Source organism: Nitratireductor soli, from assembly GCF_001050155.1.
GTDB lineage: Bacteria > Pseudomonadota > Alphaproteobacteria > Rhizobiales > Rhizobiaceae > Nitratireductor > Nitratireductor soli.
The window spans coordinates 231,546-258,064 of sequence record NZ_LFVY01000002.1 but is presented as its reverse complement, the minus strand read 5'-3'; the positions used below and the strand labels follow the sequence as shown (position 1 = coordinate 258,064).

The window sequence follows — 26,519 nt, the reverse complement described above, 5'->3', positions numbered from 1 at the left end:
TTCGCATGAGTTTTTCCGAGCTGGCCGAACGCCCGGAAACGACCCCCTACGATCGCCTCGCGGCGCTCGGCATCGTCCTGCCGCCGCCGCCCACGCCGGTCGCAAACTTCGTCACCCATGTGGCGGAGGGCAGGCTCGTCTTCCTGTCCGGCCAGGGGCCGACGGAACCTGACGGCAGCCAGCACACCGGCAAGGTCGGCGGCGACGTCACGGTCGCCGACGCCTACGGCCATGCGCGCCTGACCGGCATCAATCTGATTGCCGTCATGCATGACGCGCTGGGCGATCTTGCACGCGTCAAACGGATCGTCAAACTGCTCGGCATGGTCAACGCCACGCCCGAGTTCACCGAGCATCCCGCCGTCATGAACGGCTGCTCCGACCTGTTCATCGATGTCTTCGGCGCGCGCGGCGTGCATGCCCGCTCGGCAGTCGGTTTCGGCTCGCTGCCGGGGCAGATCACCGTCGAGATCGAAGCCGTCATCGCGATAGAGGATTGAAACCCATGATCCCAAACGACGACATCCGCGCCAGGCTCGGCCTGCGCCCGGCCATCAACGTCTCCGGCACGATGACCTCGCTTGGCGCCTCCATCGTCGTGCCGCAGGCGATAGAGACCGTCACCGCCATCCTCAGCCAATGGACCGAGATGTCGGACCTGCAGCGGACGGCGAGCAGGACCATTGCCCGGCTGACCGGCGCCGAGGCCGGCTGCATCACCGCTTCCTGCTCGGCCGGCATCACGCTGGCCGTCGCCGCCGCCATGACCGGCTCGGACCTGGCGGCAATAGAGCGGCTGCCGGATGCGGCGGGCCTGAAGGACGAGGTGGTCATCCAGGCCGGCCACATGGTCAGCTATGGCGCGCCGGTGGAACAGGCCATCCGCCTGGCCGGCGCCAGGGTCGTGCCGGTCGGCCAGGCGACAAGCGCCCATGCCTACCAGCTCGAAGGGGCGATCACCGAGAACACCGCCGCCGCCGTCTATGTGGTCTCGCATCACGTGGTCGAGTACGGGCAGATCCCGCTCGCCAATTTCATCGCCACCGCCCATGCCAAAGGCGTGCGGGTGATCGTCGATGCGGCGTCCGAATACGATCTGAAGATGTTCATCGCCGCCGGCGCCGACATCGCGCTTTACTCCGGCCATAAATTCCTCGGCGGCCCGACGTCGGGCATCATCGCCGGCTCGAAGGCGCTGGTGCGCGCCGCCTATCTGCAGAACCGCGGCATCGGCCGCGGCATGAAGGTCGGCAAGGAGGGCATCGCCGGCACCATTGCCGCGCTGGAAGCCTGGGAGAACCGCGACCACGCCGGCATCCGCGCCCGCGAGAAAAAGGCGCTCGACCTGTGGGCGAAGGCGCTGGCTGGCCGGCCGGGCATCATCGCGCGCATCATGCCCGACCCGACCCACAACCCGCTCGACCGCCTGCGCATCGATGTCGATCCCGCCGCCGCCCGCATCACCGCATGGGACCTGGCCGACGCGATGGCTGCGGGCGACCGGCCGGTCGTCGTCCGCGACCACGAGGCCGAGCATGGCTATTTCTTCCTCGACCCATGCAATCTGCATCCCGGCGAGGAGACAATCGTCGCCGAGCGGCTTGCCGACGAGCTGGACAAGGCAGCCAATGCCGCCAAGCCCATCGTCACCTCCTTTGCCGAGCGGGCGATGCGCCAGGAGGCCGGGCTTCTGAATTGGCCCGATTGAGCGCAAATGCTATAGCGCATGGACACAGCCGGATGGATGGAACCGTGAACACGCAAACCATGACGGAAGAGACGGTGCAGAAGCGCACGCGAACCAGCGCGCTCGACCGCATTCTGCAGATACTCGATTTCCTGCAGGATTCCGACCAGCCGGCCACCGCCTACGAGATCGCCCGCGCCGTCGGCGCGCCGCTATCGACGGTCTACGGCATCGTCGAGGACATGGTGGCGAAGGAAATGCTCGACCGGCAGGAGAACGGCGCGCTGTGGTTCGGCCCGCGCCTCTATCACTATGGCCTGACCTATGCGCGCCGCCTCGACCTTCTGTCCGCCGCCACGCAGGAGATGACCGATTTGGCGCTCGGCTCGCGCGAGACGGTGCAGATCTGCGGCCGCGACGGCGATCACATGGTGGTGCTGGCCATGGTCGACGGGCCGGACCATTTCCATGTTTCCTCGCGCGTCGGATCGCGCACGCCGCTCAACTGGTCGGCGTCCGGCCGGCTGCTCATCGGCCATCTGCCCGATGACGAGCGCCAGGCGATCCTGTCGCACGCGGCGCGCCCCTCGCCGACCGGCAATGCGGAGACCGATGTCGCGACACTCTCGGAAGCGGCGCGCAAGGCATACGATGAAAAGCTGTCGATCCAGGCGGGCGAATCCGACTTCTCGGTCGCCTGCATCGCCGCGCCCATCCTCGACACGGACGGCGCATGCCGCGCCACCGTGTCCATCGTCGTGCCCGATCACAAGGTGGAGCAGAAGAACCCCGACCTGAAAGCGCTGGTGCAGCAAAGCGCCCGGCGCATCGAGGAACGCCTCGGCTGGTCGCGGCGGGGGTGAACAGCTTCCTTCTCCCCGCGTGCGGGGAGAAGGGGGCCATACCGTTGGCGCACCACCTCCGCTCGCGTCGCCGACTCGAAGCGCAGAGTCGAGGGCGCCGTTGTCCGCCGCTGCGCGACGCTTACCCCAGCGCCCGTCCGGCCAGATAGGCAGCCTTCGCCGGCACGGACAGCCAGGCTTTCGCCAGCGCCACGCGTTCGGGCGTGTAGTGGTGCTCGACATCGAGCATGTTGACCGTGCCGACCAGCGTGTCGCCCAGCACCACCGGCAGGTTGATGACCGAGCCGCAGCCAAGCCTGCCGATCAGCGCGGCATCGGGAAACACCGTGTCGATGTCGGCCAGCGTGTTGGCGACGAAGCACTGGCGCTTCCTGTGCACCGTCTCGAACCAGCGGTCGTAGTGGATCGGCTTGGTGCCGGAAACCGGATATTCCTGCGGATGCGAGGTATAGGAGCGGCTGGCGGTCTCGGTCTTCATGTCCGCCGTCATGAAGGTGAACAGCTTCGCGCCGACCACGGCGCGGGTCAGCTCCATGAGCGCGTCGAATGGCGCGTCTGGCGTGGTGGCAAGCGACAGCGCGCGGTCGAAATCGGCCAGCGGGCCGGCAAAATCGGTCATGTTCTCGTCTCTGGATCAGGCGGGTTGCAGGGCGCCGCCGCTGGCGGCGTAGAGTTCGCGCGAATAGGGATCGGCAAGCCGTCCCGTCTTCAACGCCGCGACATCGGCGATCTCCACCACGCGGCCATGGCGCATCACCGCCAGCCGGTCGCAGAGGAAGGAAACCACCGGCAGATTGTGGGTCACCATCAGGTAGGTCAGGCCCTGCTCGCGACGCAGCTTCTTGAGCAGGTTGAGGATTTCCGCCTGCACCGAAACATCGAGCGCCGAGGTCGGCTCGTCGAGCAGCATGACGCGCGGCTCGAGCATCAGGGCGCGGGCGATGGCCACGCGCTGGCGCTGGCCGCCGGAAAGCTGATGCGGGAAGCGAAAGCGGAAGCGCTGGTCGAGACCGACGGCAGCCAGCATGTCCTTGACGCGGGTGTCGCGCCCGCCAATGCCATGCACGGCCAGCGGCTCGGCCAAACAGTCGTCGACCGTCTTGCGCGGGTGGATCGAGCCATAGGGGTCCTGGAACACCATCTGGCAGATTTTTGCGAAGTCGCGGTCGGGCGCATGGCCGCGCGGCTTGCCCAGCACGGAGATGGCGCCGGTCCAATCCGGTGCGAGCCCAGTGATTGCCCTGAGGATGGTCGATTTGCCCGAGCCGGATTCGCCGACCAGGGCGAAGCTCTCGCCTTCGGCCACCGAGAAGGTCACATCGTGCACCACCGGCGTCTTGCCGTAGCTGATGGAGAGGTTTTCGAGATGGATCGCCGCATCGGTCATGTGCCGGCTCCCGTCGTCCAGGTGCTGCGGTCGAGCACGGGCAGTTCCTCGCGATCCTCGTCCATGCGCGGCATGGCGGCGAGCAGGCCGCGCGTGTAGGGATGCCTGGCCTGGTGCAACTCGCTCGCCTTGCATTCTTCGACGATCTCGCCGCCATTCATCACCAGGATGCGGTCGCAATAGCGGGCCACCAGGTTCAGGTCGTGGCTGATCAGGATCAGGCCCATGCCCTTGCCGGTGACGAGATCGTCGATGATGTCGAGCACCTGCGCCTGGACCGAGACGTCGAGCGCCGAAGTGGGCTCGTCGGCGATCAGCAGGTCGGGCTCGGGGATCAGCATCATGGCGATCATGATGCGCTGGCCCATGCCGCCGGAAACCTCGTGCGGATAGAGCCTGGCCACGCGCTCCGGCTCGTTGATGCGCACGGCCTCCAGCATGGACAGCACGCGCGCCTGCAACTCGCGACGCGGCAGCTTCTTGTGCGTCACCAGGGCCTCGGCGATCTGCGCGCCGACCGTCATCACCGGGTTGAGCGAGAATTTCGGATCCTGCATCACCATGGAGATGCGCGCGCCGCGCAGATGCCGCATGTCCTTCTCGCTCTGCGTGGTCAGGTCGATGCCGTCGAACACCATCTCGTCGGCCGTCACGCGGCCCGGCCGGCGGATCAGCTTCAGGATGGCACGGCCGGTCATCGACTTGCCGGAACCGCTCTCGCCGACAATGCCGAGCCGTTCGCGGCCCAGCGAAAAGGAAATGCCCTTCACCACATCGACCGGCCCTGTCGCCGTGGGGAAGGTGACGGTCAGATTCTCGATATCGAGCAGCGGGACGGTCATTGCTTGCCTCCCTGCTTGGGATCGAGCACGTCGCGCAAGCCGTCGCCGAGGAAGCAGAAGCCGAGGCTGACGAGGATGATGGCGAAGCCCGGCATGGTGGCGACCCACCACTGGTCGAGAATGAAGTTGCGGCCGCGGGCGATCATCGCTCCCCATTCGGGCAGCGGCGGCTGCGCGCCGAGGCCGAGAAAGCCGAGGCCGGCGGCCGTCAGGATGATGCCGGCCATGTCGAGCGTCACGCGGATGATGGTCGACGAGGCGCACAGCGGCAGCACGTGGCGCAGGATGACGCGCGTCGAGGATGCGCCCTGAAGGCGGATCGCGGCGATGAATTCGGCGTCGCGGAAGGTGATCGTCTCGGCGCGGGCGATGCGCGCGTAGACCGGCCAGGCGGTGATGGCGATGGCGATGATGGCGTTCTCGATGCCGGGTCCAAGTGCTGCGACAAAGGCCAACGCCAGGATCAGCTTCGGCATCGACAGAAAGATATCGGTGACACCCATCAGGATGCGGTCGGCCCAGCCGCCGAAATAACCGGACACCGCGCCGATCACCAGGCCGACGGGCGCCGCTATGACGGCCACCATGGTAACGATCAGCAACGTGATGCGTGCGCCGTAGACGACGCGCGAATAGATGTCTCGGCCGAGTTCGTCCGTGCCCATCCAGTGCGCGGCGGAGGGCGGCATGAGGCGGTTGGCGAGGTCCTGACCGATCGGCGAATAAGGTGCGATCAGCGGGGCGAAAATCGCCATGACGATCAGGACGAGGATGATCAGCCCGCCGACCACGGCCAGAGGATTGCGCAGCAACGCGGTCCATACACGCCAGGCCCGGCCGAGATTGGCCTGCAGGCGCGATGCCGGGGAATCGTCGAGAAGCCAGGTGCGCAAGGCGGTCATCGGCGGGCCCTCGGGTCAAGAATACGGTAGAGCACGTCGGAGACCTTGTTGATGAGAATGAAGACGGAGCCGATCACCAGCGTCGCGCCGAGCACGGCGTTCATGTCGGCGTTGAGCAGCGCGGTGGTCAGGTAGTTGCCGATGCCTGGCCACGAAAACACCGTCTCGATCATCACCGAGCCCTCGAGCAGCGCCGCGTAGGACAGGCCGATGACGGTGATCAGCTGGATGCGGATCGGATAGAAGGCATGCCGCCAGATCACCCGGCGCTCGGAAACGCCCTTCACCCGCGCCGTCGTCACATATTCCTGGCCGAGCTGGTCCAGCATGAAAGAGCGGGTCATGCGGGCGATGTAGGCGAGCGAGAAGAAGCCGAGGATCGAGGCCGGCAGGGCCAGATGGTCGAGCGCGTTCCAGAAAATGTCCCACTCGCCGGCGAGCGCGCTGTCGGCCAGGTAAAGGCCGGTTACGGGATCGAGCAGGCCGTCATAGAAGATGTCGATGCGCCCCGGCCCGGCGACCCAGCCAAGGCCGGCATAGAAGACGGCAAGGCCGACCAGCCCCAGCCAGAAGGCCGGCACGGAATAACCGAGCAGGCCGAGAACGCGGATCACCTGGTCTATCCAGCTTCCCTGCCGGGTGGCGGCCAGGACCCCCATCGGCACGCCAAGGGCAACGCCGATGATGATGCCGATCGTCGCCATTTCCAGCGTCGCCGGGAAGAACCGCGCCAGATCGTCGACCACCGGCCTGCCGGTAGAGACCGAATTGCCGAGGTCGCCGGTCAGCACATCGCCGACATAGGAGAAGAACTGGACGATGAGCGGCCGGTCGAGGCCCATGGCCTGGCGGGCTGCCTCATAGACTTCCTTCGTCGCGCGGTCGCCGACCACAGACAGGACCGGATCGATGGGAACCACGCGGCCGATGAAGAAGGTGATGGCAAGCAGGCCGAGGAAGGTGCCGGCAAGAACCAGAGCAAAAAACAGGATGCTCAACGTGCCGTCCCAGGCGCGCCCGGCGAGCCCGCTCATTCGTCCACCGGCGGTTTTTGCGCCGACGATTTTCTCGTCCGCCGAGGGTTCAAACGCCACGCTGCACCTCGCTGCGTGCGCCCGATTCTTCCAACGATGCCGACAACCAATCGCCCCTGCAATGATGAGGCGGCGTGCTACCGGTGTGGCCGCTGCCGCTCCAACTGTTTGTTTTCATGCGGTTTTGACTGGACAGTCGTCTTCGACGCCATCGAGAACCGCTTAAAAAAGTTCTTGGAGCATACAAAAAAATCTGGTTACATCAAAAAAATTTTTGTGGGGGAATAATCTTTGAGTATTCAACCGGCCCGCGTCGCCACCGAAACCGAGACCAAAATCGGCGTTCTCATTCGCGCGCGGCGGCGGCAGCTCGGGTTGACCCTGCAACAGCTTGGCGACGCGGCGAGCCTCTCGGTCGGCTATCTCAGCCAGGTGGAACGCGACAACGCGACGCCGACACTCGGCACGCTGGCCGGCATTGCCCGTGCGCTCGGCGTCGGCCTCGATTATTTCATCGCCCAGCCGCGCGCCGAGGATGCCTTGACCCGCGAGGAAACGCGCCCGCGCTTCTCCATAGCCGGCTCGTCGGTCATCTACGAACGGCTCGGTGCGGAGTTTCCCGGCAACCAGCTTTCCTCCTTCATCCTCACCGTGCCGCCCGGCTATGCCTCGGAGACGGTCAGCCACGAGGGCGAAGAGCTGATCTACATGCTGGAAGGCTCGATCACCCAGTATCTCGACGGCAAGGAGATGGTGATGAAGGCCGGCGACAGCCTGCATTATCGCGGCAATGTCCCGCATGCCTGGAAGAATCCGAATGACGTGCCGGCCCGCATCCTGTGGAGCGGCACGCTGACCCTGTTCAACGCTGCCGGCCAGTCGGCAAACCGCGTCACACTGGTGTCGCCGGACAAGAGCGGCAACCCGGCCGGTTCATCGAACAAGAGCAAATCCAAAACCACGGAGGAGAAGACATGAGACTCTTCAAGACGGCCCTGCTCGCGGCCGCTTTAGCAATGCCCCTATCGCAGCAGGCGCTGGCGGCCACGCCCGACAATCTGCTCGTCGTGGCGCAGAACATCGATGACATCGTCGCCATCGACCCGGCGCAGGCCTATGAGTTCTCGTCGGGCGAGCTGGTGTCCAACGTCTATGACCGCCTGGTGCAGTACGATGCCGAGGACACCACCGTGCTGGCAGCCGGCCTCGCCTCGGAGTGGCAGGCGGACGCCGACGCCAAGACGATCACCTTCACCATGCGCGACGGAGCGACCTTCCATTCGGGCAATCCCGTGCGCGCCGAGGACGTGGTGTTCTCCTTCTCGCGGGTGATCAAGCTCAACCTGACCCCGGCCTTCATCCTGACCCAGCTGGGCTGGACGCCGGAAAACATCGGCGACATGGTCACGGCCGACGGCAACCAGGTGATCCTCAAATACGAAGGCGATTTCTCGCCGGCCTTCGTGCTCAACGTGCTGGCCGCCCGCCCCGCCTCCATCGTCGACGAGAAGACGGTGATGGAGCACGAGGCCGACGGCGACATGGGCAACAAATGGCTGAACGCCAATTCCGCCGGCTCCGGCCCGTTTGCCCTGTCGGCCTACCGGCCGGGCGAGCTGGTGCGGCTCACCGCCAACGCAAACTATTTCAAGGGCGCGCCGAAGGTCGAGGGTGTCATCATCCGCCATGTGGCGGAGGCGGCGACCCAGCAGCTTCTGCTGCAGTCGGGCGATGTCGACATGGCGCGCAACCTGACGCCGGACCAGATCGGCGGCATCAGCGCCGATAACCTCAAGGTGGAAACCTATCCGCAGGCGGCCGTGCACTTCCTCTCCTTCAACCAGAAAGTGGAAGCGTTGCAGCCGGAAGCCGTCTGGGAAGCCGCGCGCTATCTGGTCAACTACAAGGGCATGACCGACAGTTTCCTGAAGGGGCAGATGGAAATCCACCAGGCCTTCTGGCCGAAGGGCTTCCCCGGCTCCCATGACGAGACGCCCTACACCTACGACCCGGAGAAGGCCAAGCAGATCCTCGCCGATGCCGGCGTCGAGACGCCGATCAAGGTGACGCTCGACGTGATCAACTCGACACCGTTCACCGACATGGCGCAATCGCTGCAGGCGGGCTTTGCCGAAGGCGGCATCAATTTCGACATCATCCCCGGCACCGGCTCGCAGGTCATCACCAAGTACCGCGAGCGCAGCCATGAGGCGATGCTGCTCTATTGGGGGCCGGACTTCATGGACCCGCACTCCAACGCCAAGGCCTTCGCCTACAACCGCGACAATTCGGACGACAACTACCAGGCCACCACGACCTGGCGGAACGGATGGGCCGTGCCCGCCGAAATGAACGACATGACCTCGGCGGCGCTTTCGGAATCCGATCCCGACAAGCGCAATGAGATGTATGTCGAACTGCAGAAGCAGGTGCAGGCCAAGTCGCCGATCGTCATCATGCTCCAGGCGACCTACCAGGTGGCGATGGACAAGAAGGTCAACGGCTACGTCAACGGCGCCACCTCGGATTTCGTCTACTACCGCTTGGTGACGAAGAACTGACGCTTCCCATGTGATCCAGGGCCGCCCCGCCGCCGGGGCGGTCTTTTCACGCCTCGGCCTTTTAGGGAGTTTCCTGATGTCCAACACCTCCGTGCAGCGCCTGGAAGCGCTGCGCAAGCGCATGCATGAGACCGGCACCGACCTCGTGGCGATCGGGCCTTCCAGCCACATGATGTACGTGGCCGGCCTCGACCCGCATGGCGACGAACGCCCGGTGATGCTGCTCGTTTCACGGGAGCATGCCGGCTTCCTGATGCCGGCGCTGAATGTCGACAGCTCGCGCCGGAAGACCGACCTGCCCTTCTTCGCCTGGCGCGACGACGATGGCCCGGATGCAGCACTTGCCGATCTTCTCAAGGCTTCCGCCCTGCCGGAAAGCCCGAGCGTGGTGATCGACGAGACGATGCGGGCCGACTTCGCCCTGCTGTTGCTCGACGCGCTGCCCGGTGCAAAGCGCCGTTTCACCGACGATACGGTGGGTTTTCTGCGTGCCCGCAAGGACAACGCCGAGTATGGGCGGCTCAAGGCGAGCGCGCTGCTCAACGACAAGGCGACGCTTGCCGGCTTCGATGCGCTGAAGTCCGGCATCACCGAGCTCGAGGTGGCCGCGGCAATCCGCGATGTCTACAAGGCCGCCGGCGCGGTGCCGGTGTTCACCAGCGTCTGCTTCGGCGGCAACGGCGCCTTCCCGCATCATCACACCGGCGAAACCAGGCTGAAGAACGGCGATGCCGTGCTGATCGACACCGGCGGCCGGCTCGACGGCTACCCCTCGGACATGACCCGCGTCGGCTTTTTCGGCGCGCCATCGGCGGAGTTCGAAAAAGTGCATGAAGTGGTCAACCGCGCCGTCGAGGCAGCCCTGGCCGCCGCACGGCCCGGCGTTGCCGCCAAGGCGGTCGACAAGGCGGCGCGCGACGTGATCACCGAAGCCGGCTATGGAGAATTCTTCCCCCATCGCACCGGCCACGGGCTCGGCATCGACATTCACGAACCGCCCTATCTCACCGCCACCTCGGAAACGGTGCTCGACGAGGGCATGGTGTTCTCGATCGAACCCGGCATCTATCTGCCGGGTAAATTCGGCCTGCGGCTGGAGGAAATCGTCATCCTGCGCGCCGACGGACCGGAAATCCTGTCGGAGATGCCGCGCGCAACGCAGATCAGAAACTAAGCCGGCGTATTTTCTGATAATCATCTAGGCGACGGCCGAGATAGACCGGCTCAGTGTTTATATGAAACGCTGAGCCGGTCTATCTCTTTGTTTTTCCGCATTTGTGCGGACGTCAGGTGGTTCCACCTGACTGCAAAATGCGTTGAATCCCGATCGTCGCTTTTCTTTGCGCTGAAGGTTTGATAGCCATCAGCCGCCGGGCATCGCCCGGCACCGGTCGCAGCCTACCCGGTCAATAAAACAAGGATCAAACCATGAAGACACTCGTCGTCTGCTCCGGTGGACTCGATTCCGTTACCCTTGCCGAAAAAGTGGCGCGCGAACACACACTCGTCGGCCTCATCTCATTCGACTACGGCCAACGGCATGCGAAAGAGCTGGATTTCGCCCAGCGCGCCGCCGAGCGCCTGTCGGTGCCGCGCGATCTGATCGACATCACCGTTTTCGGCAAGCATCTCGGCGGTTCGGCGCTGACCGACGACATCGCGGTGCCGGACGGCCATTATGCCGAAGAGACCATGCGCATCACCGTGGTGCCGAACCGCAACGCCATCATGCTGGCCATCGCCTTCGGCATTGCCTCGGCGCGCCGGGCCGAGGCTGTGGCGGCCGCCTTCCATGGCGGCGACCATTTCATCTATCCCGATTGCCGGCCGGCCTTCACCGATGCCTTCCAGGCCATGCAGAATGCGGCGCTCGACGGGCTGGGAAAGATCGGCCTCTACACGCCGTTCCTCAACCTCACCAAGGCCGACATCGTCACCGAGGGCGCGCGGGTCGGCACGCGATTTGCCGAGACGTGGTCCTGCTACAAGGGCGGTGCGCGGCATTGCGGGCGCTGCGGCACCTGCGTCGAGCGGCGCGAGGCGTTCCATCTGGCGAACGTCTGTGACCCGACCGCGTATGACGATCCGGACTTCTGGCGCGCGGCGACCAATGGAAAGGCCAGCCATGTACCGGGTTAGCAAGGAGTTCCATTTCTCCGCCTCGCACCGCCTTGCCAATCTGCCCGACGACCATCCCTGCGCCCGCCTGCATGGGCACAATTACATCGTCGTCGTCGAGCTCGCCGGCGAGCGGCTCGACAATCACGGCTTCGTGCGCGACTACCGCGAGCTCGATCCGTTGAAGCGCCATATCGACGCGACACTGGACCACCGGCATTTGAACGAAGTCTTCGGCCATGAAGGCGTGACGGCGGAGTTTCTCGCCAAGTCGCTCCACGACTGGTGCAAGACGCGCTGGCCCGAAGTGTCGGCAGTGCGGGTCAGCGAAACGCCGAAAACCTGGGCGGAATATCGACCGTGAGCACGCTGCGCATCGCTGAAATCTTCGGCCCGACCATCCAGGGCGAAGGCGTGCTCATCGGCCGGCCGACCGTTTTCGTGCGGGCCGGCGGCTGCGACTTTCGCTGCTCGTGGTGCGACACCCCGCACGCGGTCGACAATGCCTACCGGCGCGACTGGACACCGATGCAGACCTTGGAGGTCTGGCAACGCGTGCGCGACCTGTCGGGTGATCAGCCGCTGACGGTTTCGCTGTCGGGCGGCAATCCGGCGATCCAGCCTTTCGGCTTGCTGATCAGAACGGGCCGGGCGGCAGGCTATCGCTTCGCCATGGAGACGCAAGGCTCGGTGGCGCGCGAATGGTTCGCCGCGCTCGACACGCTGGTGCTCAGCCCGAAACCGCCTTCCTCGGGAGAAACGATGGATTGGCAGCGCTTCGAGGAATGCATGGCGGCGGCGCGCGATGCCGCCGTCGTCATGAAGATCGTCGTCTTCGACGAGGAAGACTATCTCTGGGCGCGCAAGGTGGCGCAGCGCTATGCGGCGCTGCCGCTGTACCTGCAGCCGGGCAACCACACGCCGCCGCCGCCCGATGCGCAGGACGCGCCGATCGACATGGACGGCATCATGGAGCGCATGCGCTGGCTGGTGGCGCGCGCCGCCGCCGACCGCTGGTTCACCCCCCACATCCTGCCGCAATTACATGTCCTGCTATGGGGCAACCAGCGCGGCGTCTGACAGACCGGAGGCTTCGATGACGAAAGATGCCCGCTACGAAACCCTCACCTTGCTCGGCGCCGCGACCGAGCTGCCGCAAAAGCCCGAGGACGCCGTGCTCGAGCGCGTCGCCAACCCGCAGGCGGATGTGCGTTACGCGGTGCGCTTCACCGCGCCGGAGTTCACCTCGCTCTGCCCGCTGACGGGCCAGCCCGACTTCGCCCATCTGGTGATCGACTACGTGCCTGGCGGTTGGCTGGTGGAGAGCAAGTCGCTCAAGCTCTATCTCGGCGCGTTCCGCAACCACGGCGCCTTCCACGAGGATTGCACCGTGGGCATCGCCCGGCGGCTGGTCGATCTTCTGGAACCGGAATGGCTGCGCATCGGCGGGTACTGGTATCCGCGCGGCGGCATTCCCATCGACGTGTTCTACCAGACGGGCGCGCCGCCCCGCGACGTGTGGTTGCCGGACCAGGGCGTGCCGCCCTATCGCGGGCGCGGCTGACGGCTGCGCTCAATCGACGAATTCGGCGATGCCACGGCGGCGGCGATCAACCACCAGCCGCGTGACGTCCGGCCGCGAATAATGGCCGGCGACATCGAAATTCTGCCGCTCGCCGCGCACGCGGGCATGGTCCAGCCTGGCGACGATGAGTGCCTCGCGCCCGACCACCGGCTCGACAACGAACCGCCCGTCCGGGCCGACGATGGTGCTGCCGCCATTGGCATGGAATTCGGCCCCGTCGGCCAGGATTTCGGCACGCAACGGCGTGTCCTTCGGAAAGTCGCCCGGCCGCATCAGGCTGGAGCACGCAAGCACATAGCCGCGCAGTTCCTTGGCGATGAACAGCGGGATATCGCAGGTGTTGTGCAGCCCGCCCGGCCAGACGCTGACATGCAGATCCTCGCCCTGCGCATAGAGCGCGGCGCGCGACAAGGGCATCCAGTTTTCGTAGCAGTTCAGCCCGCCGACACGGAAGCGGTGCAGGTCATGCACGCGCAGGCCATGCCCGTCCCCCGGCGCCCAGGCCAGCCGCTCCTCGTAGGTCGGCTGCAGCTTGCGGTGAACGGAGCCGATGCGGCCTTCGGCGTCGATGTAGACGAGCGTGCAGTAGAGGCTCGATCCGCCGCGGTCCGGCGCACGCTCCATCACGCCGAGATAGATGGCGATGGCGTGCCTGCGCGCCAGATCGCACAGGCCGGCCAGGTCGCCGCGCTCGATCACAACACCCTGGTCGAGATACTCGGCGAAGATGGCTTTTTGCCGCGGATCGTCGAAGCGCGCGCCGTCGGTGCGCTCGATCCAGAATGGGTAGCCCGGCACCAGCGCCTCGCCGAAGACGACAAGCTGGGCTCCCTGTGCCGCGGCCGCCTCGACGCTGGCCGCCACCTTGGCCAGGGTTTCATCACGACGCAGCCAGACCGGCGCGATCTGCGCAAGCGCTACGGTCAGCGCATCCTGATCGCTGATATTGCCCGTCTCCGGCGCGACAACGACATCCATTCAATCCCCCTGATGTTGTTCGGCAGCGGCCATAAAGCAGCAAGGGGACTAAACACTTAAACCTTCAGAACCGCTACCGAAGCTTCGCTGTTGTGGACATATTCGTTGGCATCCGGCTGGCGCTGCACCAGGAGAATGAACAGGAGGTCGGTCACCGCCAGTTGCGCATCGCGTGCGGTGATCGCCGAGGAGCGGGCCCGCTCCTCATCGGCCACCGTGTGGAGGCGGATATCGGCGAGGCGCATCAGGGGATTGTCCTGCAGCCCGGTGACGGAGATCACCGCCGCGCCGCGCGCCTTGGCCAGTTCGGCGATGCGCAAGGTCTCGATGCTCGTCCCCGAATAGGACAAGGCGAAGACGAGGTCGTCTTTCCCCAATGTCGAGACATTCGCCATCTGCACGTGGCTGTCGCTCACATGCAGCGCGTAGCGGCCGAGCTTCTGCAGCTTGTAGGAGAAGTCGCGGGCGACCAGCGACGACGCGCCGACGCCGGCGATGTGGACCCGGCGCGCGCGATCCAACCCGTCGAGCGCGCGGGTGATGTCCTGCTCGTTGTTGGCGACGATCGTCTCCTGCATCGACAGGAGCTTGCTGCCGATCAGCTTCTGCAGCACGGTCGCATAACCGTCATCGACCTCGATCGTGCTGTGGATCATGCCGGCAGGCACCTGCCATTCCTGCGCCTTGGCGCGGCTGACGGCGAGCTTGAGCTCCTGATAGCCGGCATAGCCGAGCTTCTGGCTGAACTTGACGACGCTCGACTGGCTGCGCCCCGTCTCAGCCGCCAGGGCGGCCGAGGAGAGGCGCAACATCCCGTCCGGATCGTCGACGATGAACTGGCCGATCTGCCGGTCGGCGGGCGCCATGGTCTCCAGCTTCGCGGCGATGATCTTGAGAATCGACATCCGTTCCTTTCGAAGGCTTCCGGGCAATGAACCGCCTGTGCGCTGGACAGGGCCAATGAAATCAGCAAAGGAATATTATATTCCACCGACCATTGATACAATGGAATATCCCGGCGGGTTCGACAGGGCGATGGATCGCCCCTGCCCGTCGCCATTCAATTCCCGAAGGGTTCGAGCCATGGACAGATTGCGGATCATCGGCGGACAGAGGCTGCAGGGCACCGTCACCGTGTCCGGCGCGAAGAACGCCGCGCTGCCGCAGATCGCCGCCGCGCTTTTGAGCCCACATCCGCTCGAACTGACCAACCTGCCGGTGGTTTCCGACGTCGACAACATGCTTGGCGTGGCGCAACTCTACGGCGCCCAGGTCGAGCGCCTGGCGCATTCAACCACCATTGACGCGGGAGAGATCGTCCCGCGCGACGTGTCCTACGACACGGTGCGCCGCATGCGCGCCACGGTGCTGTTTCTCGGACCATTGCTGGCGCGTTTCGGCAAGGCCCGCGTGTCGCTGCCGGGCGGCTGCGCCATCGGTGCCCGGCCGGTCGACATGCATATCAAGGCGCTGGCGGCACTCGGCGCCGAGGTCGCCATCGAGAACGGCGTCATCGTTGCCTCCACCGCGGGCGGCCTTGCCGGCGGGCGCGTCGTTCTCGGCTCGCCGTCGGTCGGGGCGACGCAAACGGCGATGATGGCGGCGACGGCGGCAGCCGGCGAATGCGAGATCGTCAACGCGGCGCGTGAGCCGGAAGTGGCCGACCTTGCCGCCTGCCTCACCGCCATGGGCGCCAGGATCGAGGGCGCCGGCACACACCGGATCCTCATCGAAGGACGCACGCAGTGGCAGCCGGCCAGACACCACGGCATTCCCGACCGCATCGAGGCGGGAACCTATGCCGTCGCCGCCGCCATCACGGGCGGTCAGCTCGAACTCACCAATGCACGCATGGAAAATCTTGCCGCCGTGATCCAGGTTCTGGAAGCGATGGGCGCCAGCATCTGGCCGAGCAATCGCGGCTTCGTCGTCTCGCGCGAGGGGCCGTTGCGCACCGCCGACATCACGACGGAGCCCTATCCGGGATTTCCAACCGACCTGCAGGCGCAGTTCATGGCGCTGGCCTGCTGCGCGGACGGCACGTCGCTGATCCGCGAAACCATCTTCGAAAACCGCTTCATGCATGTGCCCGAGCTGATGCGGCTCGGCGCCAACATCACGCTGCAAGGCACCACGGCGGTGGTGCGTGGTGGTGTGCCGCTGAAAGGTGCGCAGGTGATGGCGACCGATCTGCGCGCCTCGGTTTCGCTCGTTTTGGCAGCGCTCGCGGCCGAGGGCGAGACGGTGATCAACCGGGTCTACCATCTCGACCGGGGTTATGAGCAGCTCGACCGCAAGCTGGCGCAATGCGGCGCCGACATCGAACGAATGCGCGGCTGACCTGATGAGCAAGACGACGACGAACGCGCATTATTTCCTCGGCGTCGACGGCGGCGGAACCGGCTGCCGCGCCCGCATCGAGGACGAGGCCGGCAGCGTGCTCGGCCAGGGGCTTTCGGGGCCGGCGACGACACGGCTCGGCATCGATGAGGCGTGGGCATCCGTGTCGCGCGCGTTCAACGCGGCCATCGCCGAGGCGGGGCTGGATGAGGCCGGCATCGCCCGCATGCATGCCGGCGTGGGACTCGCCGGCATGAGCCGCAAGGGATCGCTGGAAGCGCTGCAGGCGCTTGAGCATCCCTTTGCCAGCATCGCCTTCGTCAGCGACGGTATAGGCGCCTGTCTCGGTGCGCATTCGGGCCGCGACGGGGCCATCGTCATCGCCGGCACGGGTTCCGTCGGCCTGGGCTTCGTCGATGGGCGCGATCTGCGCCTTGGCGGCTACGGTTTCCCCATCTCGGACGAGGGCAGCGGTGCAGACATCGGGCTGATGGCCCTGCGGCTCGCCCTGCAGGCCCATGACGAGCGCATCGAGCGCGGCGCGCTTTTGCCTGAAGTGATGCAGCGTTTCGCCAACGATCCGGCCGAAGTCGTGCACTGGATGGACCGGGCGACGGCGACCGACTACGCCACGTTCGCGCCGATGGTGCTGCGCCACGCCGACCAGGGCGACGCCGCCGCGCGGCGCATCGTCCAGGCAGCCGCCGGGCAGATCGACATGCTGGTGCGGGCGCTGTTTAACAAGGGCGCGCCGCGCGTCACCCTGCTCGGCGGGTTGTCGGGTCCGCTGGAACCGTGGCTTTCGCCCGACGTGCGCCGCCGCCTGAAACCAGCCGACGGAGACGCCGTCTCGGGCGCCATCATCCTGGCCCGACGGGCGGCATAGCAGCCATTCGGATAGGAATACATTATTCCAAATCTCGATTGACAGTTGGAATTTTCAATTATACCCCTTTGAGGTAAGACAGCAGGGAAGGCGCAAAGAACACCATAAGGCGCCGTCATCGACACCATGCCGCCGCGCAAGCGGCCGCATGCGCAAGCGGATGTCAGCGGCGTTTCGGCGCGCCCTTCTCGTCGACTGTCGGGAAAGCCGATGCCGGTCACGCGATCCGGCCAGCGCGTTTCGAAAGAGGCCGCGTTTCGAGAGAAGTCATGCCCGAACAAGCGTTGATGTCCGAGTTGGAAAAGCTGGTGTCGGAGGGGCGCAATCCGAAGACGATGCACATCGACCTGCAGCCGACTTCGGAAATCCTCAGGCTGATCAATGACGAGGACAAGGGCGTCCCGCTGGCGGTCGAGAAGGTGATTCCGGAGATCACGGCCGCCGTCGACAAGATCGTCGAAGCCTTCCAGAAGGGCGGCCGGCTGATCTATATGGGCGCCGGCACCAGCGGCCGGCTGGGCATTCTCGACGCATCCGAATGCCCGCCGACCTTCAGCGTGCCGGAAGACATGGTGTTCGGCCTGATCGCCGGCGGCCCCGAGGCCATGACGCGCGCCATCGAAGGCGCCGAGGACGATCCGGCACAGGGCCGGCAGGCGCTGATGGACGCCGGGCTCACCGCGCGCGACGTGGTGGTCGGCATCGCCGTCAGCGGCCGAACCCCCTTCGTCATCGGCGGGCTTACCTATGCGAAGGAAATCGGCGCGGCGACCATCGCGCTTTCGTGCAATCCTAACTCAGCGATCGGCGACATCGCCGAACTGGCGATCGCTCCGGTGGTCGGCCCGGAAATCCTGACCGGTTCGACCCGGCTGAAATCGGGCACGGCGCAAAAGCTGATCCTCAACATGCTGACCACGGCCAGCATGATCCGCATGGGAAAGATCTATCAGAACCTGATGGTCGACCTGACGGTCAGCAACCAGAAGCTCGTTGCCCGCGCCGCGCGCATCGTCGTCGAGGCGACCGGCTGCACCATCGAGGAAGCGGGCGCCTTTCTCAAAACCACCGACAATGACGTCAAGCTGGCGATCCTCATCGCCATCACCGGCATGGAGGTGGACCAAGCCCGCAACGCACTGGCGCAAGCGGGCGGCTTCCTGCGCCAGGCAATAAACGAGAGACAGCGGGAAGCTGCGAAGCTTAATAATAGCGACAATTGAAGCCGCCGGCCGGCCAGGCCGCACGGTATCGAGCACTCTCAGAGGGAGAAGAACATGGGACAGTCATTTTTCACGACATCAGCCTCCGGGACATTCCGCGGCAAATCACTTGTGTCGACGGTTGCGCTGGCAGCCCTTATCGGCACGGCGGTGCTGACCGCGCCGGCCAGTGCGGCGACGCTGCGCATGGCCTGGTCGCAGGACGCGACCGGCCTCGACCCGCACAAGCAGACCGCGTTTTCCTCGATCCGCCTTCTGGAGCTGATCTACGAGCCGCTCGTGCGCCTCGACAGCGAATTGAAGATCATCCCGGCGCTGGCGCAGTCCTGGGAATTCACCGAGGACGGCAAGACGCTGACCTTCAAGCTCGATCCGGAGGCGAAGTTCCAGAATGGCGACAAAGTCACCTCGGCGGATGTGAAAGCCTCGTTCGAGCGCCTGATGGCCGAGGAGACGGGGGCTGCGGCGCGCGCCAACTTCCTGTCCATCGAGAGCATCGGCACGCCGGATGAGACCACCGCCGTGTTCAACCTGTCGCAGCCCGACGTGCCGATCCTGACGGCCATGACCAGCATCAACGCCGCCGTCGTGCCAGTCAGCGAGATCGAGGCCGGCTCCATCGGCACCAAGGCCATCGGCTCCGGCCCGTTCAAGCTGGAAAAGTGGGAACCCAACGCCAAGGAAGTGCTGAGCGCCAACAAGGATTGGGCGGGCGGCACGGTTGCCGTCGACGGCATCGACATCAGCGTCCTGCCGGACGAGACGGCCATCCTCGCCGCGCTGCGCACCAGGCAGGTGGATTTCGCGCTGATCAACGACCCGCTGGTGGCGACGCTCGTGCCCAACGAGGCGAGCCTGACGCTCAACCGCACGCCGGTCCTCAATTATCATGTCCTGCAGTTGAACCCGTCGCGCTCGCCGATGACCGAACTCGGCGTGCGCCAGGCCATCTCGTGCGCCATCGACCGCCAGGACGTGCTCGACACGGCGCTGCTCGGCGAGGGCGAGGTGAGCGGCCCGCTGACCATGCCGGCCTATGCCAGCGACCCGTCGCAGCTCTTCTGCTATGAGCGCGACGTCGAGAAGGCGAAGCAATTGTTGGCCGATGCCGGCCATGCGGAGGGTTTTTCCGCCACGGTGATCGCCGCCACCGGCGAGCCGCCGACAGCAGCAGCCGAAGCGCAGGTCATCCAGTCGCAGCTTGCCGAGATCGGCATCAAGCTCGACATCAAGATGATGGAGCTCAACGTCTATGTCGACACCTGGCTGAAGGGCGATTTCGACATGGCCGTGGCGCTCAATGGCGGCCGCGCCGACCCCTATTCCATGTACAACCGCTACTGGACCAAGGACGGCAACCTGCAAAAGGTGGCGAACTACATCGACGATACGCTCGACGACCTGATGCAGAAGGGCCGCGTGGAGACCGATCCCGACAAGCGCAGGGAAATCTTCGGCGCGTTCGAAAAGCATCTGGCCGAAGTATCGCCGTGGATCTGGCTGTACACGTCCTACAGCTACACCGCGCAGCAGAAGAACGTAGACGGGTTCGTGGCGACGCCGACCGGCTCACTGTTCGGGTTGAGCACGGTTACGGTTGCGCAGTGATGTTTCTGCGGTGCCATGCACGGTTGAGTGACGGCAGGCGCGGTGCGTGCCGTCACCCTCGCCCTTCGACAAGCTCAGGATGAGGGTGAGGGCATTGCCACGTTCCTGCAAACCTCACCGTACCGGCGCTAACGCGACTCTCATGCCGAACAATGCAGACCTCGCGATGAGCAGCACAGCCCTCATGGTGAGCTTGTCGACCCACGAGGGCGGCAGGCCGCGCCGCGCCCGCAATGCGCACCAGTTCACACATCGACAAACAAGGTCGCATGAGGTGCATACTCCATGAATTACCTGACCCGCCGGCTGGTGACGTTTCCGCTGGTCATGCTTGGGGTGTCCATCCTCGTCTTCATCTCGATCCGTCTCGTTCCGGGCGACGCCATCACGGCGATGCTCGGAACCGAGGCAGGGCTTCTCACGCCTGATCAACGCGCCGCGCTGGAAGCCTATTTCGGCATCGACCAGGGCTGGCTGGTGCAATATGGCCGCTGGCTGACGGGGGCGATGCAGGGCGACCTCGGCATTTCCGTCACCTACGGCAAGCCGGTGCTCGATGTCATCCTGGAGCGGTTTCCGCTGACGCTGGAACTGGCGCTCCTGTCGATGGCCATCGCGTTGCTGGTCGGCCTGCCGGCCGGCGTCTTCGCCGCGACGCGCAACGAAAGGCCTTCCGATCTGATTGTCCGCGTCTTCGCCATGATCGGCCAGTCGACGCCGAATTTCGTCGTCGGCCTTTTGATCATCTTCATCCTGTCGGTCGGCTTCGGCGTGCTGCCGGTGATGGGCGCGTTCACGCCGTTCTTCGTAGACCCATTGCAGAATCTCGGCCAGCTCATCCTGCCGGCCATCACGCTCGGCTTCGCCTTCGCCGCCTCGGTCACCCGCATCGCGCGTTCGGCCATGCTCGACGTTTTGAGCGAGGATTATGTGCGCACGGCGCGCTCGAAGGGCGTGCCGGCGCTGAGCGTCATCTGGCGCCACGCCCTGCCCAATGCGCTGATCCCCGTCGTCACGCTGAGCGGCGTCGAGTTCGGCTATCTGCTCGGCGGCGCCGTCATCGTCGAGCAGATCTTCGCCCTGCCGGGCCTCGGGCGCATGGTGCTCGACGCCATCCTGCAGCGCGACTATGCGCTGGTGCAGGGCAGCGTCCTGTTCATCGCCCTCAACTTCATGATCGTCAATCTGATCGTCGATCTCACCTATGTGATGCTCGATCCGCGCATCCGGCTGGGAGACCGCTGATGCAATTCCTGCGCGCCATCCTCGCCCATCCGAGCGGCCGCATCGGCGGCGTCATTGTCGGCGTCTACCTGCTGGTCGCCATTCTCGGCCTTCTGGGCGTGACGCCGCACGATCCGCTGATGCAGTTCCGCATCGACCGGCTGCATGCGCCGAACGGCGTCTACTGGATGGGCACCGACCTGTTCGGCCGCGACGTGGCCAGCCGGCTCATGCTCGGCATCAGCCAATCCTTCATCGTCGCCTTCGCCTCGGTGGCGCTGGCGGCCACGGCGGGCACGGTGCTTGGCCTTGCCGCCGCCTGGTTCGGCAGGGGTTGGGACGGCCTCATCATGCGCGTCATGGACGTGCTGCTCGCCTTTCCAGCGATCCTTTTGGCGCTGCTCATCATCGCCGTGGTCGGTCCCGGCACCTGGACCAGCATTGCTGCGATCGCCATCGTCTACACGCCGATCTTCACCCGCGTCGTGCGCGGCCCGGCCCTGTCGCTCAAGACGCGCGATTTTGTCGATGCGGCGCGCACCTTCGGCTCGAGCCGGCATTACATCCTGACGCGGCACCTGATGCTCAACCTGGTCGCGCCGCTGACCGTGCAGGTGACGCTGGCGCTGGCCTGGGGGCTGCTCACCGAGGCGGGGCTGAGCTTTCTCGGCCTCGGCACGCAGCCGCCGGCCTCCTCGCTCGGCCTGATGCTGAGTGACAGCCGCAACCTGATGGAGATGGCGCCCTGGCTGCTTATCTTCCCGGGCCTGGCGATCATGATCGGCATTCTCGGCTTCAACCTGCTCGGAGACGCCCTGCGCGACATTCTCGACCCGAAGATGCGGAGGGCCGCCGCATGACGCCGCTGCTTTCCGTCCGCGACCTGCATGTCGGCTTCGGCCGCGATCCCGCCGCCCACGAGATCGTCCGCGGCGTCAGCTTCGAACTCGCCGCCGGCGAGACGCTGGCCATCGTCGGCGAAAGCGGTTCGGGCAAATCCGTCACCGCGCTGTCGATCAACCGTCTCGTCGATTTCGGCGGTGGACGGATCACGCGCGGCGCGGTCGATCTCAGACTTGCCGACGGCACCGTCATCGACCTCGCCAATGCGCAGGAACACCAGTTGACGAAGATCCGCGGCGGCGAGATCGGCATGATCTTCCAGGAACCGATGACCTCGCTCAACCCGGTTCTGACCATTGGCGCGCAGATCGAGGAATCGTTTCGCCTGCATCGCGGCCTGACAGGCCGCCAGGCGACCGCGGCGGCGAAGGACGCGCTGGACCGCGTGCGCATTCCCGATGCCGCCCGGCGCCTGAAATACAGCCCGCACCAATTGTCCGGCGGCATGCTGCAGCGGGTGATGATCGCCACCGCCCTGTCGTGCAATCCGCGCCTGCTGATCGCCGACGAACCGACCACGGCGCTCGACGTGACGGTGCAGGCGCAGATCATGGCGCTTCTGGCCGAGCTGAAGCGCGAAACCGACATGGCGATGATCTTCATCACCCATGATATCGGCCTTGTCGCCGGCATCGCCGACAAGGTGATGGTGATGCAGGCCGGCGAGGCGGTCGAACAGGGCGCGTTGAACGCCGTTCTCGACACGCCGCGGCATCCCTATACGAGGCATCTGCTCAGCGCCGTGCCGCATTTCGAGGCGGGCCGCGCGGCGCGCACCGATTATCGCCGGCCGGAGACGCCGACAGAGGGATCGGCCGCGGGTCCCGCGCTGCATGTCGAGGGGCTGACGGTGCGCTTCCCGGTCACCGGCGGCCTGTTGCGCCGGCGAACGGGCAATGTGCACGCGGTGGACGGGGTCGATTTCGACCTGATGCCAGGCGAAACCCTTGCCATCGTCGGCGAGAGCGGGTCGGGCAAATCGACCACGGCGCGCGCCATACTCGGCCTCGTGCAGCCGACGCGCGGCGCGTTTTCGGCCAACACGAATACGCCGCACGGCCGGGGCCGGCCATCGGTGCAGATGGTGTTCCAGAACCCGTACGCCTCGCTCAATCCACGCCTGCGGGTCGACAGCATCCTCGCCGAGCCGGTGATCGCCGCCGGCGGGCGAATCTCGCCGGAAACGACGGCGCGCATGACCATGCTCCTGGAGCGCGTCGGCCTGCCGCTCGATTCGCTCCAGCGCTACCCGCACGAATTCTCCGGCGGCCAGCGGCAGCGGCTGTGCATCGCCCGGGCGCTGATGCTCAACCCATCCGTGGTGGTGCTCGACGAAGCCGTATCGGCGCTCGACGTGTCGGTGCAGGCCAAGGTGCTGGAACTGCTGGTCGACCTGCAGAAGGAATTCGGCCTCGCCTATCTGTTCGTCTCGCACGACATGGCCGTGGTGGAGCGCATCGCCCACCGCATCGCCGTGCTTTATGCCGGACAGATCGTCGAGATCGGCGATGCCCGCTCGGTCCTGTCGGCGCCGCGGCATTCCTACACCAGGCAGTTGATCGCCGCCGTTCCCAGCATCGAGCGCCGGCACGAGACCTTCGCGCTGGACCTGCGCCAGGTTCCCTCGCTTATCCGCCCGCTGGGCTTCGAGCCGGAACAGGCCGAATGGCAGAGTTTTGGCGCCGACCATCGGGCACGGGTCGAGGGCTGAGCGATGGGCGGAACCGATCCTGAGAAAGCATCGGCGCTGACGCAACGCTTCACGCGCGCCTTCGAGCCGGTCGCCTCCGCGGTCGAGGCCGGTCGCATTCCAGGCGGTGTATTGGGCATGGTCGATCGCCACGGTGCGCGTCTGGTGCGTGCCACCGGCTTCGCGCAGATCGTGCCAGACCGGCAATCGATGCGCGAAGACACATGGTTCGATCTCGCCTCGCTGACGAAGGTCATCTTCACCACGCCGCGCATTCTCGCCTATGCGCGCGACGGGTTGATCGACCTCGACGCGCCACTGATTTCAGTCCTGCCGGATCTGCGCCAGTACGATGCCGATGCCTGGGAACGGCAGGTCACCTTCCGCCAATGCCTTGGGCACCAGACGCCGTTTCCCGCCGTCGAACCGATCTACACCTATGGCCGCGATGGCGAGCTTCTGCGCGCCTTCGTCCTGCAGCGCCAATGGCGCAAGGGCAAACCAGTCTATTCCGACATCAATTTCATCCTGCTCGGCTTGGCCATGGAGCGGCTGGAGTGGAAGCGGCTCCGCGCCTTCGATCCGGGACCGGGCTTCGCCTTTTCGGCCGCACCGGAAAACTGCGCCGCGACGGAGGATTGCACCTGGCGGCACCGCGTGCTGTGCGGCGAGGTGCATGACGACAATTGTGCCGCACTTGAGGGAGCCGGCCATGCCGGCCTGTTCGGCACGGCCGGCGCCGTCCTTGATTTCGCCCGGGATCTACTTGCAAAGGATGCGGCCGGCGATGCTTCCGCAGCGCTGATGCGGACACCGCTCTCGGCAACGCGCACGCATGGCTGGGAGCGGCCCCATGAGGGCTGGTCCGGCGGCGCGCATTGCAGCCCCGGCACCATCGGCCACACCGGCTTCACCGGCACCGGCCTGTGGGTCGATTTCGCGCGCGGCCATGCCTGGACGCTGCTCACCAACCGCATTCATCCGACACGGCATTTCGACAGCGGCATCGCCACGCTGCGGCAGACGGTCGGCGATCTCATCAACGGGGCATAGGAACGCTATCCATGGAACCAATCTGGGCCGTCGGTCTCATGACCGGAACCGTTCTCGACGGAAACATCGACGTCGCGCTGCTCAAGACCGATGGCGAGCGCATCGAGCGTTTCGGGGATTACACGCTGGCCCCCTATCCGCAGACGACGCGCGATCTCCTGGAAGAGACCCTGCGTCAGGCGCGCGCATGGAATTTCGATGGCCCGGAACCGCAGATTTTCCGTGAAGCGGAGGACGTGTTGACGCGCGCCCAGTCCGAGGCGGTGCACGCCCTGGTCGAAAGCGCCGGGCTTACCATGGCCGAGATCGGCGTTGTCGGCTTCCACGGCCAGACCGTGCTGCACCGCGCCCCGCAGAAGGACAGGCTGGGCGAGACGCGGCAACTCGGCGACGGGGCGCTGATGCAATCGATCCTTGGCTGCCGGGTGGCCTATGATTTCCGCTCGGCCGACATGCGCGCCGGCGGCCAGGGCGCGCCGCTTTCAGCCGCCTATCATGCGGCGCTTTTGCGCGATGTCGATACGACCGGCGAGACCGCCGTGCTCAATCTGGGCGGCGTCGCCAACGTCACCTGGTGGGATGGCGGCGAGCGCGTCATCGCCTTCGACACGGGACCGGCCAACGCGCCGATCAACGATTTCGTCAAGGGTCTCGGGCTGGGCGAGATGGACCGCGACGGCGCCCTGGCGCTGTCGGGCGCGGTCGACGAGGCTCGGCTCGCCGAACTTCTGAAACATCCCTATCTCACCGCACCCTACCCCAAATCGCTCGACCGGTTCGACTTCGGCGCCAAGATGGCCAATGGCCTCGACGCCGCGACGGGCGCTGCGACGCTCGCCGCCTTCACCACCTCGGCGGTCGGCAAGGCGCTCGACCGGTTGCCGAAGCGGCCGCGCCGGCTGATCGTCTGCGGCGGCGGTCGCCACAACCCGGCGATCATGCAGATGCTCGGCAGCCGCGCCGGCGTCGAAGCGGTGCCGGCGGAGACGGTCGGCTGGCGCGGCGATGCCATCGAGGCGGAGTGCTTCGCCTTCCTGGCGGTGCGCGTCCTGCGCGACCTGCCGATCAGCTTTCCGACGACGACCGGAGCGCCGGGGCCTCTGCGCGGCGGGAAGATTGCCGGCTAACTTTCCTTCACGGTCGGCTTCAATTTCTTCTGCAGGAAGCTCCTGCTGCGGCCGATCGGAAAGTCCTCCAGCACGCCGAAGGGCTGGTAGCCCTGCCGCTGGTAAGCTTTGGCGGCATTTGGATTGAACGTGTCGATGAAGGCCCCGTGGCAACCGCGCGCGGACGCCTCGCGCTCGGCGGCATCCAGCATCTTGCTTGCCATGCGCTGGCCGCGCAGGCTTTCAGAAACCCACAGCCGCTGAACATAAAGCCAGCCCCAGCCGGTGTAGCCGGAAATGCCGGCGACGATGGCGCCGGTCTCGTCACGCACGAAGACCGAGAGCGGCGTCTTGCCGGAGGCGCCGACATCGTTGTCGTTGAACGCCGAGAGGTGCCTTTCGACGAAATGCTCGTCCTGCGGATCGGGGTTGGCCGTTGTATCGATCGTCACATGCATCAGGCATCCTCATCGCCAAGCGCTGATCGCCAGCATCAGCATCAGCATCAGCATCAGCATCAGCATCAATC

27 protein-coding genes are annotated in these 26,519 nt (G+C 65.7%); 19 read left to right on the top strand and 8 right to left on the bottom strand.

Annotated features, from left to right (window positions below):
- The first annotated feature begins 5 nt into the window (after positions 1–5).
- The 3 genes from AB843_RS03655 to AB843_RS03645 are packed head-to-tail and all read left to right on the top strand — an operon-like array spanning position 6 to position 2,550.
- Positions 6–500 (top strand): RidA family protein, encoded by a 495-nt coding sequence (locus tag AB843_RS03655; RefSeq protein ID WP_048645427.1) that lies wholly within the window; start codon positions 6–8, stop codon positions 498–500.
- Between the two features lie 5 nt (positions 501–505).
- Positions 506–1,708 (top strand): aminotransferase class V-fold PLP-dependent enzyme, encoded by a 1,203-nt coding sequence (locus AB843_RS03650; RefSeq protein WP_048645426.1) that lies wholly within the window; start codon positions 506–508, stop codon positions 1,706–1,708.
- Between the two features lie 32 nt (positions 1,709–1,740).
- Entirely contained in the window at positions 1,741–2,550 is an 810-nt protein-coding gene (locus AB843_RS03645) for an IclR family transcriptional regulator (protein ID WP_048645425.1), read from the top strand.
- A 121-nt stretch (positions 2,551–2,671) separates the two neighbouring features.
- Here the strand turns inward: AB843_RS03645 and AB843_RS03640 are convergent, their stop codons facing one another.
- The 5 genes from AB843_RS03640 to AB843_RS03620 are packed head-to-tail and all read right to left on the bottom strand — an operon-like array spanning position 2,672 to position 6,775.
- On the bottom strand, positions 2,672–3,169 hold the full coding sequence (locus tag AB843_RS03640; RefSeq protein WP_048645424.1) for a GAF domain-containing protein: 498 nt from the start codon (positions 3,167–3,169) through the stop codon (positions 2,672–2,674).
- Positions 3,170–3,184: 15 nt separating this feature from the next.
- Positions 3,185–3,937 carry an ABC transporter ATP-binding protein gene (locus tag AB843_RS03635; RefSeq protein ID WP_048645423.1) on the bottom strand — a complete coding sequence of 251 codons (753 nt, stop codon included), beginning with the start codon at positions 3,935–3,937 and terminating at the stop codon, positions 3,185–3,187.
- Positions 3,934–4,779, bottom strand: coding sequence for an ABC transporter ATP-binding protein (locus AB843_RS03630; protein WP_048645422.1), 846 nt, complete (start codon positions 4,777–4,779; stop codon positions 3,934–3,936). The genes AB843_RS03635 and AB843_RS03630 overlap by 4 nt, the downstream gene beginning before the upstream one ends.
- Complete coding sequence (locus AB843_RS03625) at positions 4,776–5,681, bottom strand: ABC transporter permease (protein ID WP_048645421.1); 906 nt, start codon at positions 5,679–5,681, stop codon at positions 4,776–4,778. Before AB843_RS03625 ends, AB843_RS03630 begins: the two co-directional genes overlap by 4 nt.
- Entirely contained in the window at positions 5,678–6,775 is a 1,098-nt protein-coding gene (locus AB843_RS03620) for an ABC transporter permease (RefSeq protein ID WP_425286792.1), read from the bottom strand. The genes AB843_RS03625 and AB843_RS03620 overlap by 4 nt, the downstream gene beginning before the upstream one ends.
- 231 nt (positions 6,776–7,006) lie before the next feature.
- On the opposite strand from AB843_RS03620, the gene AB843_RS03615 reads away from it, so the two are divergent.
- From AB843_RS03615 to queF, 7 genes are all read left to right on the top strand, one after another.
- Complete coding sequence (locus AB843_RS03615; RefSeq protein ID WP_048645419.1) at positions 7,007–7,693, top strand: helix-turn-helix domain-containing protein; 687 nt, start codon at positions 7,007–7,009, stop codon at positions 7,691–7,693.
- Positions 7,690–9,276, top strand: a complete 1,587-nt coding sequence (locus AB843_RS03610) for an ABC transporter substrate-binding protein (RefSeq protein WP_048645418.1) — start codon at positions 7,690–7,692, stop codon at positions 9,274–9,276. The genes AB843_RS03615 and AB843_RS03610 overlap by 4 nt, the downstream gene beginning before the upstream one ends.
- A gap of 76 nt (positions 9,277–9,352) precedes the next feature.
- Positions 9,353–10,450, top strand: a complete 1,098-nt coding sequence (locus AB843_RS03605) for a M24 family metallopeptidase (protein WP_048645417.1) — start codon at positions 9,353–9,355, stop codon at positions 10,448–10,450.
- A 254-nt stretch (positions 10,451–10,704) separates the two neighbouring features.
- Positions 10,705–11,415, top strand: a complete 711-nt coding sequence (gene queC, locus AB843_RS03600; RefSeq protein WP_048645416.1) for a 7-cyano-7-deazaguanine synthase QueC — start codon at positions 10,705–10,707, stop codon at positions 11,413–11,415.
- On the top strand, positions 11,402–11,758 hold the full coding sequence (gene queD / locus AB843_RS03595; RefSeq protein ID WP_048645415.1) for a 6-carboxytetrahydropterin synthase QueD: 357 nt from the start codon (positions 11,402–11,404) through the stop codon (positions 11,756–11,758). Before queC ends, queD begins: the two co-directional genes overlap by 14 nt.
- Positions 11,755–12,474, top strand: a complete 720-nt coding sequence (gene queE, locus AB843_RS03590) for a 7-carboxy-7-deazaguanine synthase QueE (RefSeq protein ID WP_087587026.1) — start codon at positions 11,755–11,757, stop codon at positions 12,472–12,474. The genes queD and queE overlap by 4 nt, the downstream gene beginning before the upstream one ends.
- A 16-nt stretch (positions 12,475–12,490) precedes the next feature.
- Positions 12,491–12,958, top strand: coding sequence for a preQ(1) synthase (gene queF / locus AB843_RS03585; protein ID WP_048645414.1), 468 nt, complete (start codon positions 12,491–12,493; stop codon positions 12,956–12,958).
- A 9-nt stretch (positions 12,959–12,967) separates the two neighbouring features.
- Here the strand turns inward: queF and AB843_RS03580 are convergent, their stop codons facing one another.
- Both AB843_RS03580 and AB843_RS03575 read right to left on the bottom strand, forming a co-directional pair.
- Entirely contained in the window at positions 12,968–13,957 is a 990-nt protein-coding gene (locus tag AB843_RS03580; RefSeq protein WP_048645413.1) for a carbon-nitrogen hydrolase family protein, read from the bottom strand.
- 56 nt (positions 13,958–14,013) lie between these two features.
- Entirely contained in the window at positions 14,014–14,862 is an 849-nt protein-coding gene (locus AB843_RS03575; RefSeq protein WP_048645412.1) for a MurR/RpiR family transcriptional regulator, read from the bottom strand.
- Between the two features lie 178 nt (positions 14,863–15,040).
- On the opposite strand from AB843_RS03575, the gene murA reads away from it, so the two are divergent.
- The 9 genes from murA to AB843_RS03530 all read left to right on the top strand — a co-directional run bounded on the left by murA (position 15,041) and on the right by AB843_RS03530 (position 26,011).
- Positions 15,041–16,297, top strand: coding sequence for a UDP-N-acetylglucosamine 1-carboxyvinyltransferase (murA, locus tag AB843_RS03570; RefSeq protein ID WP_048645411.1), 1,257 nt, complete (start codon positions 15,041–15,043; stop codon positions 16,295–16,297).
- 4 nt (positions 16,298–16,301) lie between these two features.
- Positions 16,302–17,183, top strand: a complete 882-nt coding sequence (locus AB843_RS03565; RefSeq protein WP_048645525.1) for a glucosamine kinase nucleotide-binding domain-containing protein — start codon at positions 16,302–16,304, stop codon at positions 17,181–17,183.
- Between the two features lie 269 nt (positions 17,184–17,452).
- On the top strand, positions 17,453–18,406 hold the full coding sequence (gene murQ, locus AB843_RS03560) for an N-acetylmuramic acid 6-phosphate etherase (protein WP_048645410.1): 954 nt from the start codon (positions 17,453–17,455) through the stop codon (positions 18,404–18,406).
- A gap of 54 nt (positions 18,407–18,460) precedes the next feature.
- Positions 18,461–20,014, top strand: coding sequence for an ABC transporter substrate-binding protein (locus tag AB843_RS03555; protein ID WP_206412780.1), 1,554 nt, complete (start codon positions 18,461–18,463; stop codon positions 20,012–20,014).
- Between the two features lie 285 nt (positions 20,015–20,299).
- Positions 20,300–21,259: an ABC transporter permease gene (locus tag AB843_RS03550; protein ID WP_048645408.1), complete on the top strand. Its 960-nt coding sequence runs from the start codon at positions 20,300–20,302 to the stop codon at positions 21,257–21,259.
- A complete protein-coding gene (locus tag AB843_RS03545) occupies positions 21,259–22,098 on the top strand; it encodes an ABC transporter permease (protein WP_048645407.1) in 840 nt (279 codons plus the stop codon). Before AB843_RS03550 ends, AB843_RS03545 begins: the two co-directional genes overlap by 1 nt.
- Entirely contained in the window at positions 22,095–23,852 is a 1,758-nt protein-coding gene (locus AB843_RS03540) for an ABC transporter ATP-binding protein (RefSeq protein ID WP_048645406.1), read from the top strand. Before AB843_RS03545 ends, AB843_RS03540 begins: the two co-directional genes overlap by 4 nt.
- 3 nt (positions 23,853–23,855) lie before the next feature.
- On the top strand, positions 23,856–24,884 hold the full coding sequence (locus tag AB843_RS03535; RefSeq protein ID WP_048645405.1) for a serine hydrolase domain-containing protein: 1,029 nt from the start codon (positions 23,856–23,858) through the stop codon (positions 24,882–24,884).
- Positions 24,885–24,895: 11 nt separating this feature from the next.
- A complete protein-coding gene (locus AB843_RS03530; protein ID WP_048645404.1) occupies positions 24,896–26,011 on the top strand; it encodes an anhydro-N-acetylmuramic acid kinase in 1,116 nt (371 codons plus the stop codon).
- Here the strand turns inward: AB843_RS03530 and AB843_RS03525 are convergent.
- Positions 26,008–26,448 (bottom strand): GNAT family N-acetyltransferase, encoded by a 441-nt coding sequence (locus tag AB843_RS03525; RefSeq protein WP_048645403.1) that lies wholly within the window; start codon positions 26,446–26,448, stop codon positions 26,008–26,010. The two genes, AB843_RS03530 and AB843_RS03525, sit on opposite strands and share 4 nt — an antisense overlap.
- Positions 26,449–26,519: the final 71 nt, after the last annotated feature.

Coding starts and splice junctions, on each gene's coding strand:
- AB843_RS03525 (WP_048645403.1), bottom strand. CDS start 26,448: ATGCATGTGACGATCGATACAACGGCCAACCCCGATCCGCAGGACGAG.
- queD (WP_048645415.1), top strand. CDS start 11,402: ATGTACCGGGTTAGCAAGGAGTTCCATTTCTCCGCCTCGCACCGCCTT.
- AB843_RS03645 (WP_048645425.1), top strand. CDS start 1,741: ATGGATGGAACCGTGAACACGCAAACCATGACGGAAGAGACGGTGCAG.
- murA (WP_048645411.1), top strand. CDS start 15,041: ATGGACAGATTGCGGATCATCGGCGGACAGAGGCTGCAGGGCACCGTC.
- AB843_RS03540 (WP_048645406.1), top strand. CDS start 22,095: ATGACGCCGCTGCTTTCCGTCCGCGACCTGCATGTCGGCTTCGGCCGC.
- murQ (WP_048645410.1), top strand. CDS start 17,453: ATGCCCGAACAAGCGTTGATGTCCGAGTTGGAAAAGCTGGTGTCGGAG.
- AB843_RS03605 (WP_048645417.1), top strand. CDS start 9,353: ATGTCCAACACCTCCGTGCAGCGCCTGGAAGCGCTGCGCAAGCGCATG.
- AB843_RS03640 (WP_048645424.1), bottom strand. CDS start 3,169: ATGACCGATTTTGCCGGCCCGCTGGCCGATTTCGACCGCGCGCTGTCG.
- AB843_RS03555 (WP_206412780.1), top strand. CDS start 18,461: ATGGGACAGTCATTTTTCACGACATCAGCCTCCGGGACATTCCGCGGC.
- AB843_RS03655 (WP_048645427.1), top strand. CDS start 6: ATGAGTTTTTCCGAGCTGGCCGAACGCCCGGAAACGACCCCCTACGAT.
- AB843_RS03610 (WP_048645418.1), top strand. CDS start 7,690: ATGAGACTCTTCAAGACGGCCCTGCTCGCGGCCGCTTTAGCAATGCCC.
- AB843_RS03530 (WP_048645404.1), top strand. CDS start 24,896: ATGGAACCAATCTGGGCCGTCGGTCTCATGACCGGAACCGTTCTCGAC.
- AB843_RS03565 (WP_048645525.1), top strand. CDS start 16,302: ATGAGCAAGACGACGACGAACGCGCATTATTTCCTCGGCGTCGACGGC.
- AB843_RS03535 (WP_048645405.1), top strand. CDS start 23,856: ATGGGCGGAACCGATCCTGAGAAAGCATCGGCGCTGACGCAACGCTTC.
- AB843_RS03575 (WP_048645412.1), bottom strand. CDS start 14,862: ATGTCGATTCTCAAGATCATCGCCGCGAAGCTGGAGACCATGGCGCCC.
- queF (WP_048645414.1), top strand. CDS start 12,491: ATGACGAAAGATGCCCGCTACGAAACCCTCACCTTGCTCGGCGCCGCG.
- AB843_RS03650 (WP_048645426.1), top strand. CDS start 506: ATGATCCCAAACGACGACATCCGCGCCAGGCTCGGCCTGCGCCCGGCC.
- AB843_RS03580 (WP_048645413.1), bottom strand. CDS start 13,957: ATGGATGTCGTTGTCGCGCCGGAGACGGGCAATATCAGCGATCAGGAT.
- AB843_RS03630 (WP_048645422.1), bottom strand. CDS start 4,779: ATGACCGTCCCGCTGCTCGATATCGAGAATCTGACCGTCACCTTCCCC.
- AB843_RS03545 (WP_048645407.1), top strand. CDS start 21,259: ATGCAATTCCTGCGCGCCATCCTCGCCCATCCGAGCGGCCGCATCGGC.
- AB843_RS03635 (WP_048645423.1), bottom strand. CDS start 3,937: ATGACCGATGCGGCGATCCATCTCGAAAACCTCTCCATCAGCTACGGC.
- AB843_RS03625 (WP_048645421.1), bottom strand. CDS start 5,681: ATGACCGCCTTGCGCACCTGGCTTCTCGACGATTCCCCGGCATCGCGC.
- queC (WP_048645416.1), top strand. CDS start 10,705: ATGAAGACACTCGTCGTCTGCTCCGGTGGACTCGATTCCGTTACCCTT.
- AB843_RS03550 (WP_048645408.1), top strand. CDS start 20,300: ATGAATTACCTGACCCGCCGGCTGGTGACGTTTCCGCTGGTCATGCTT.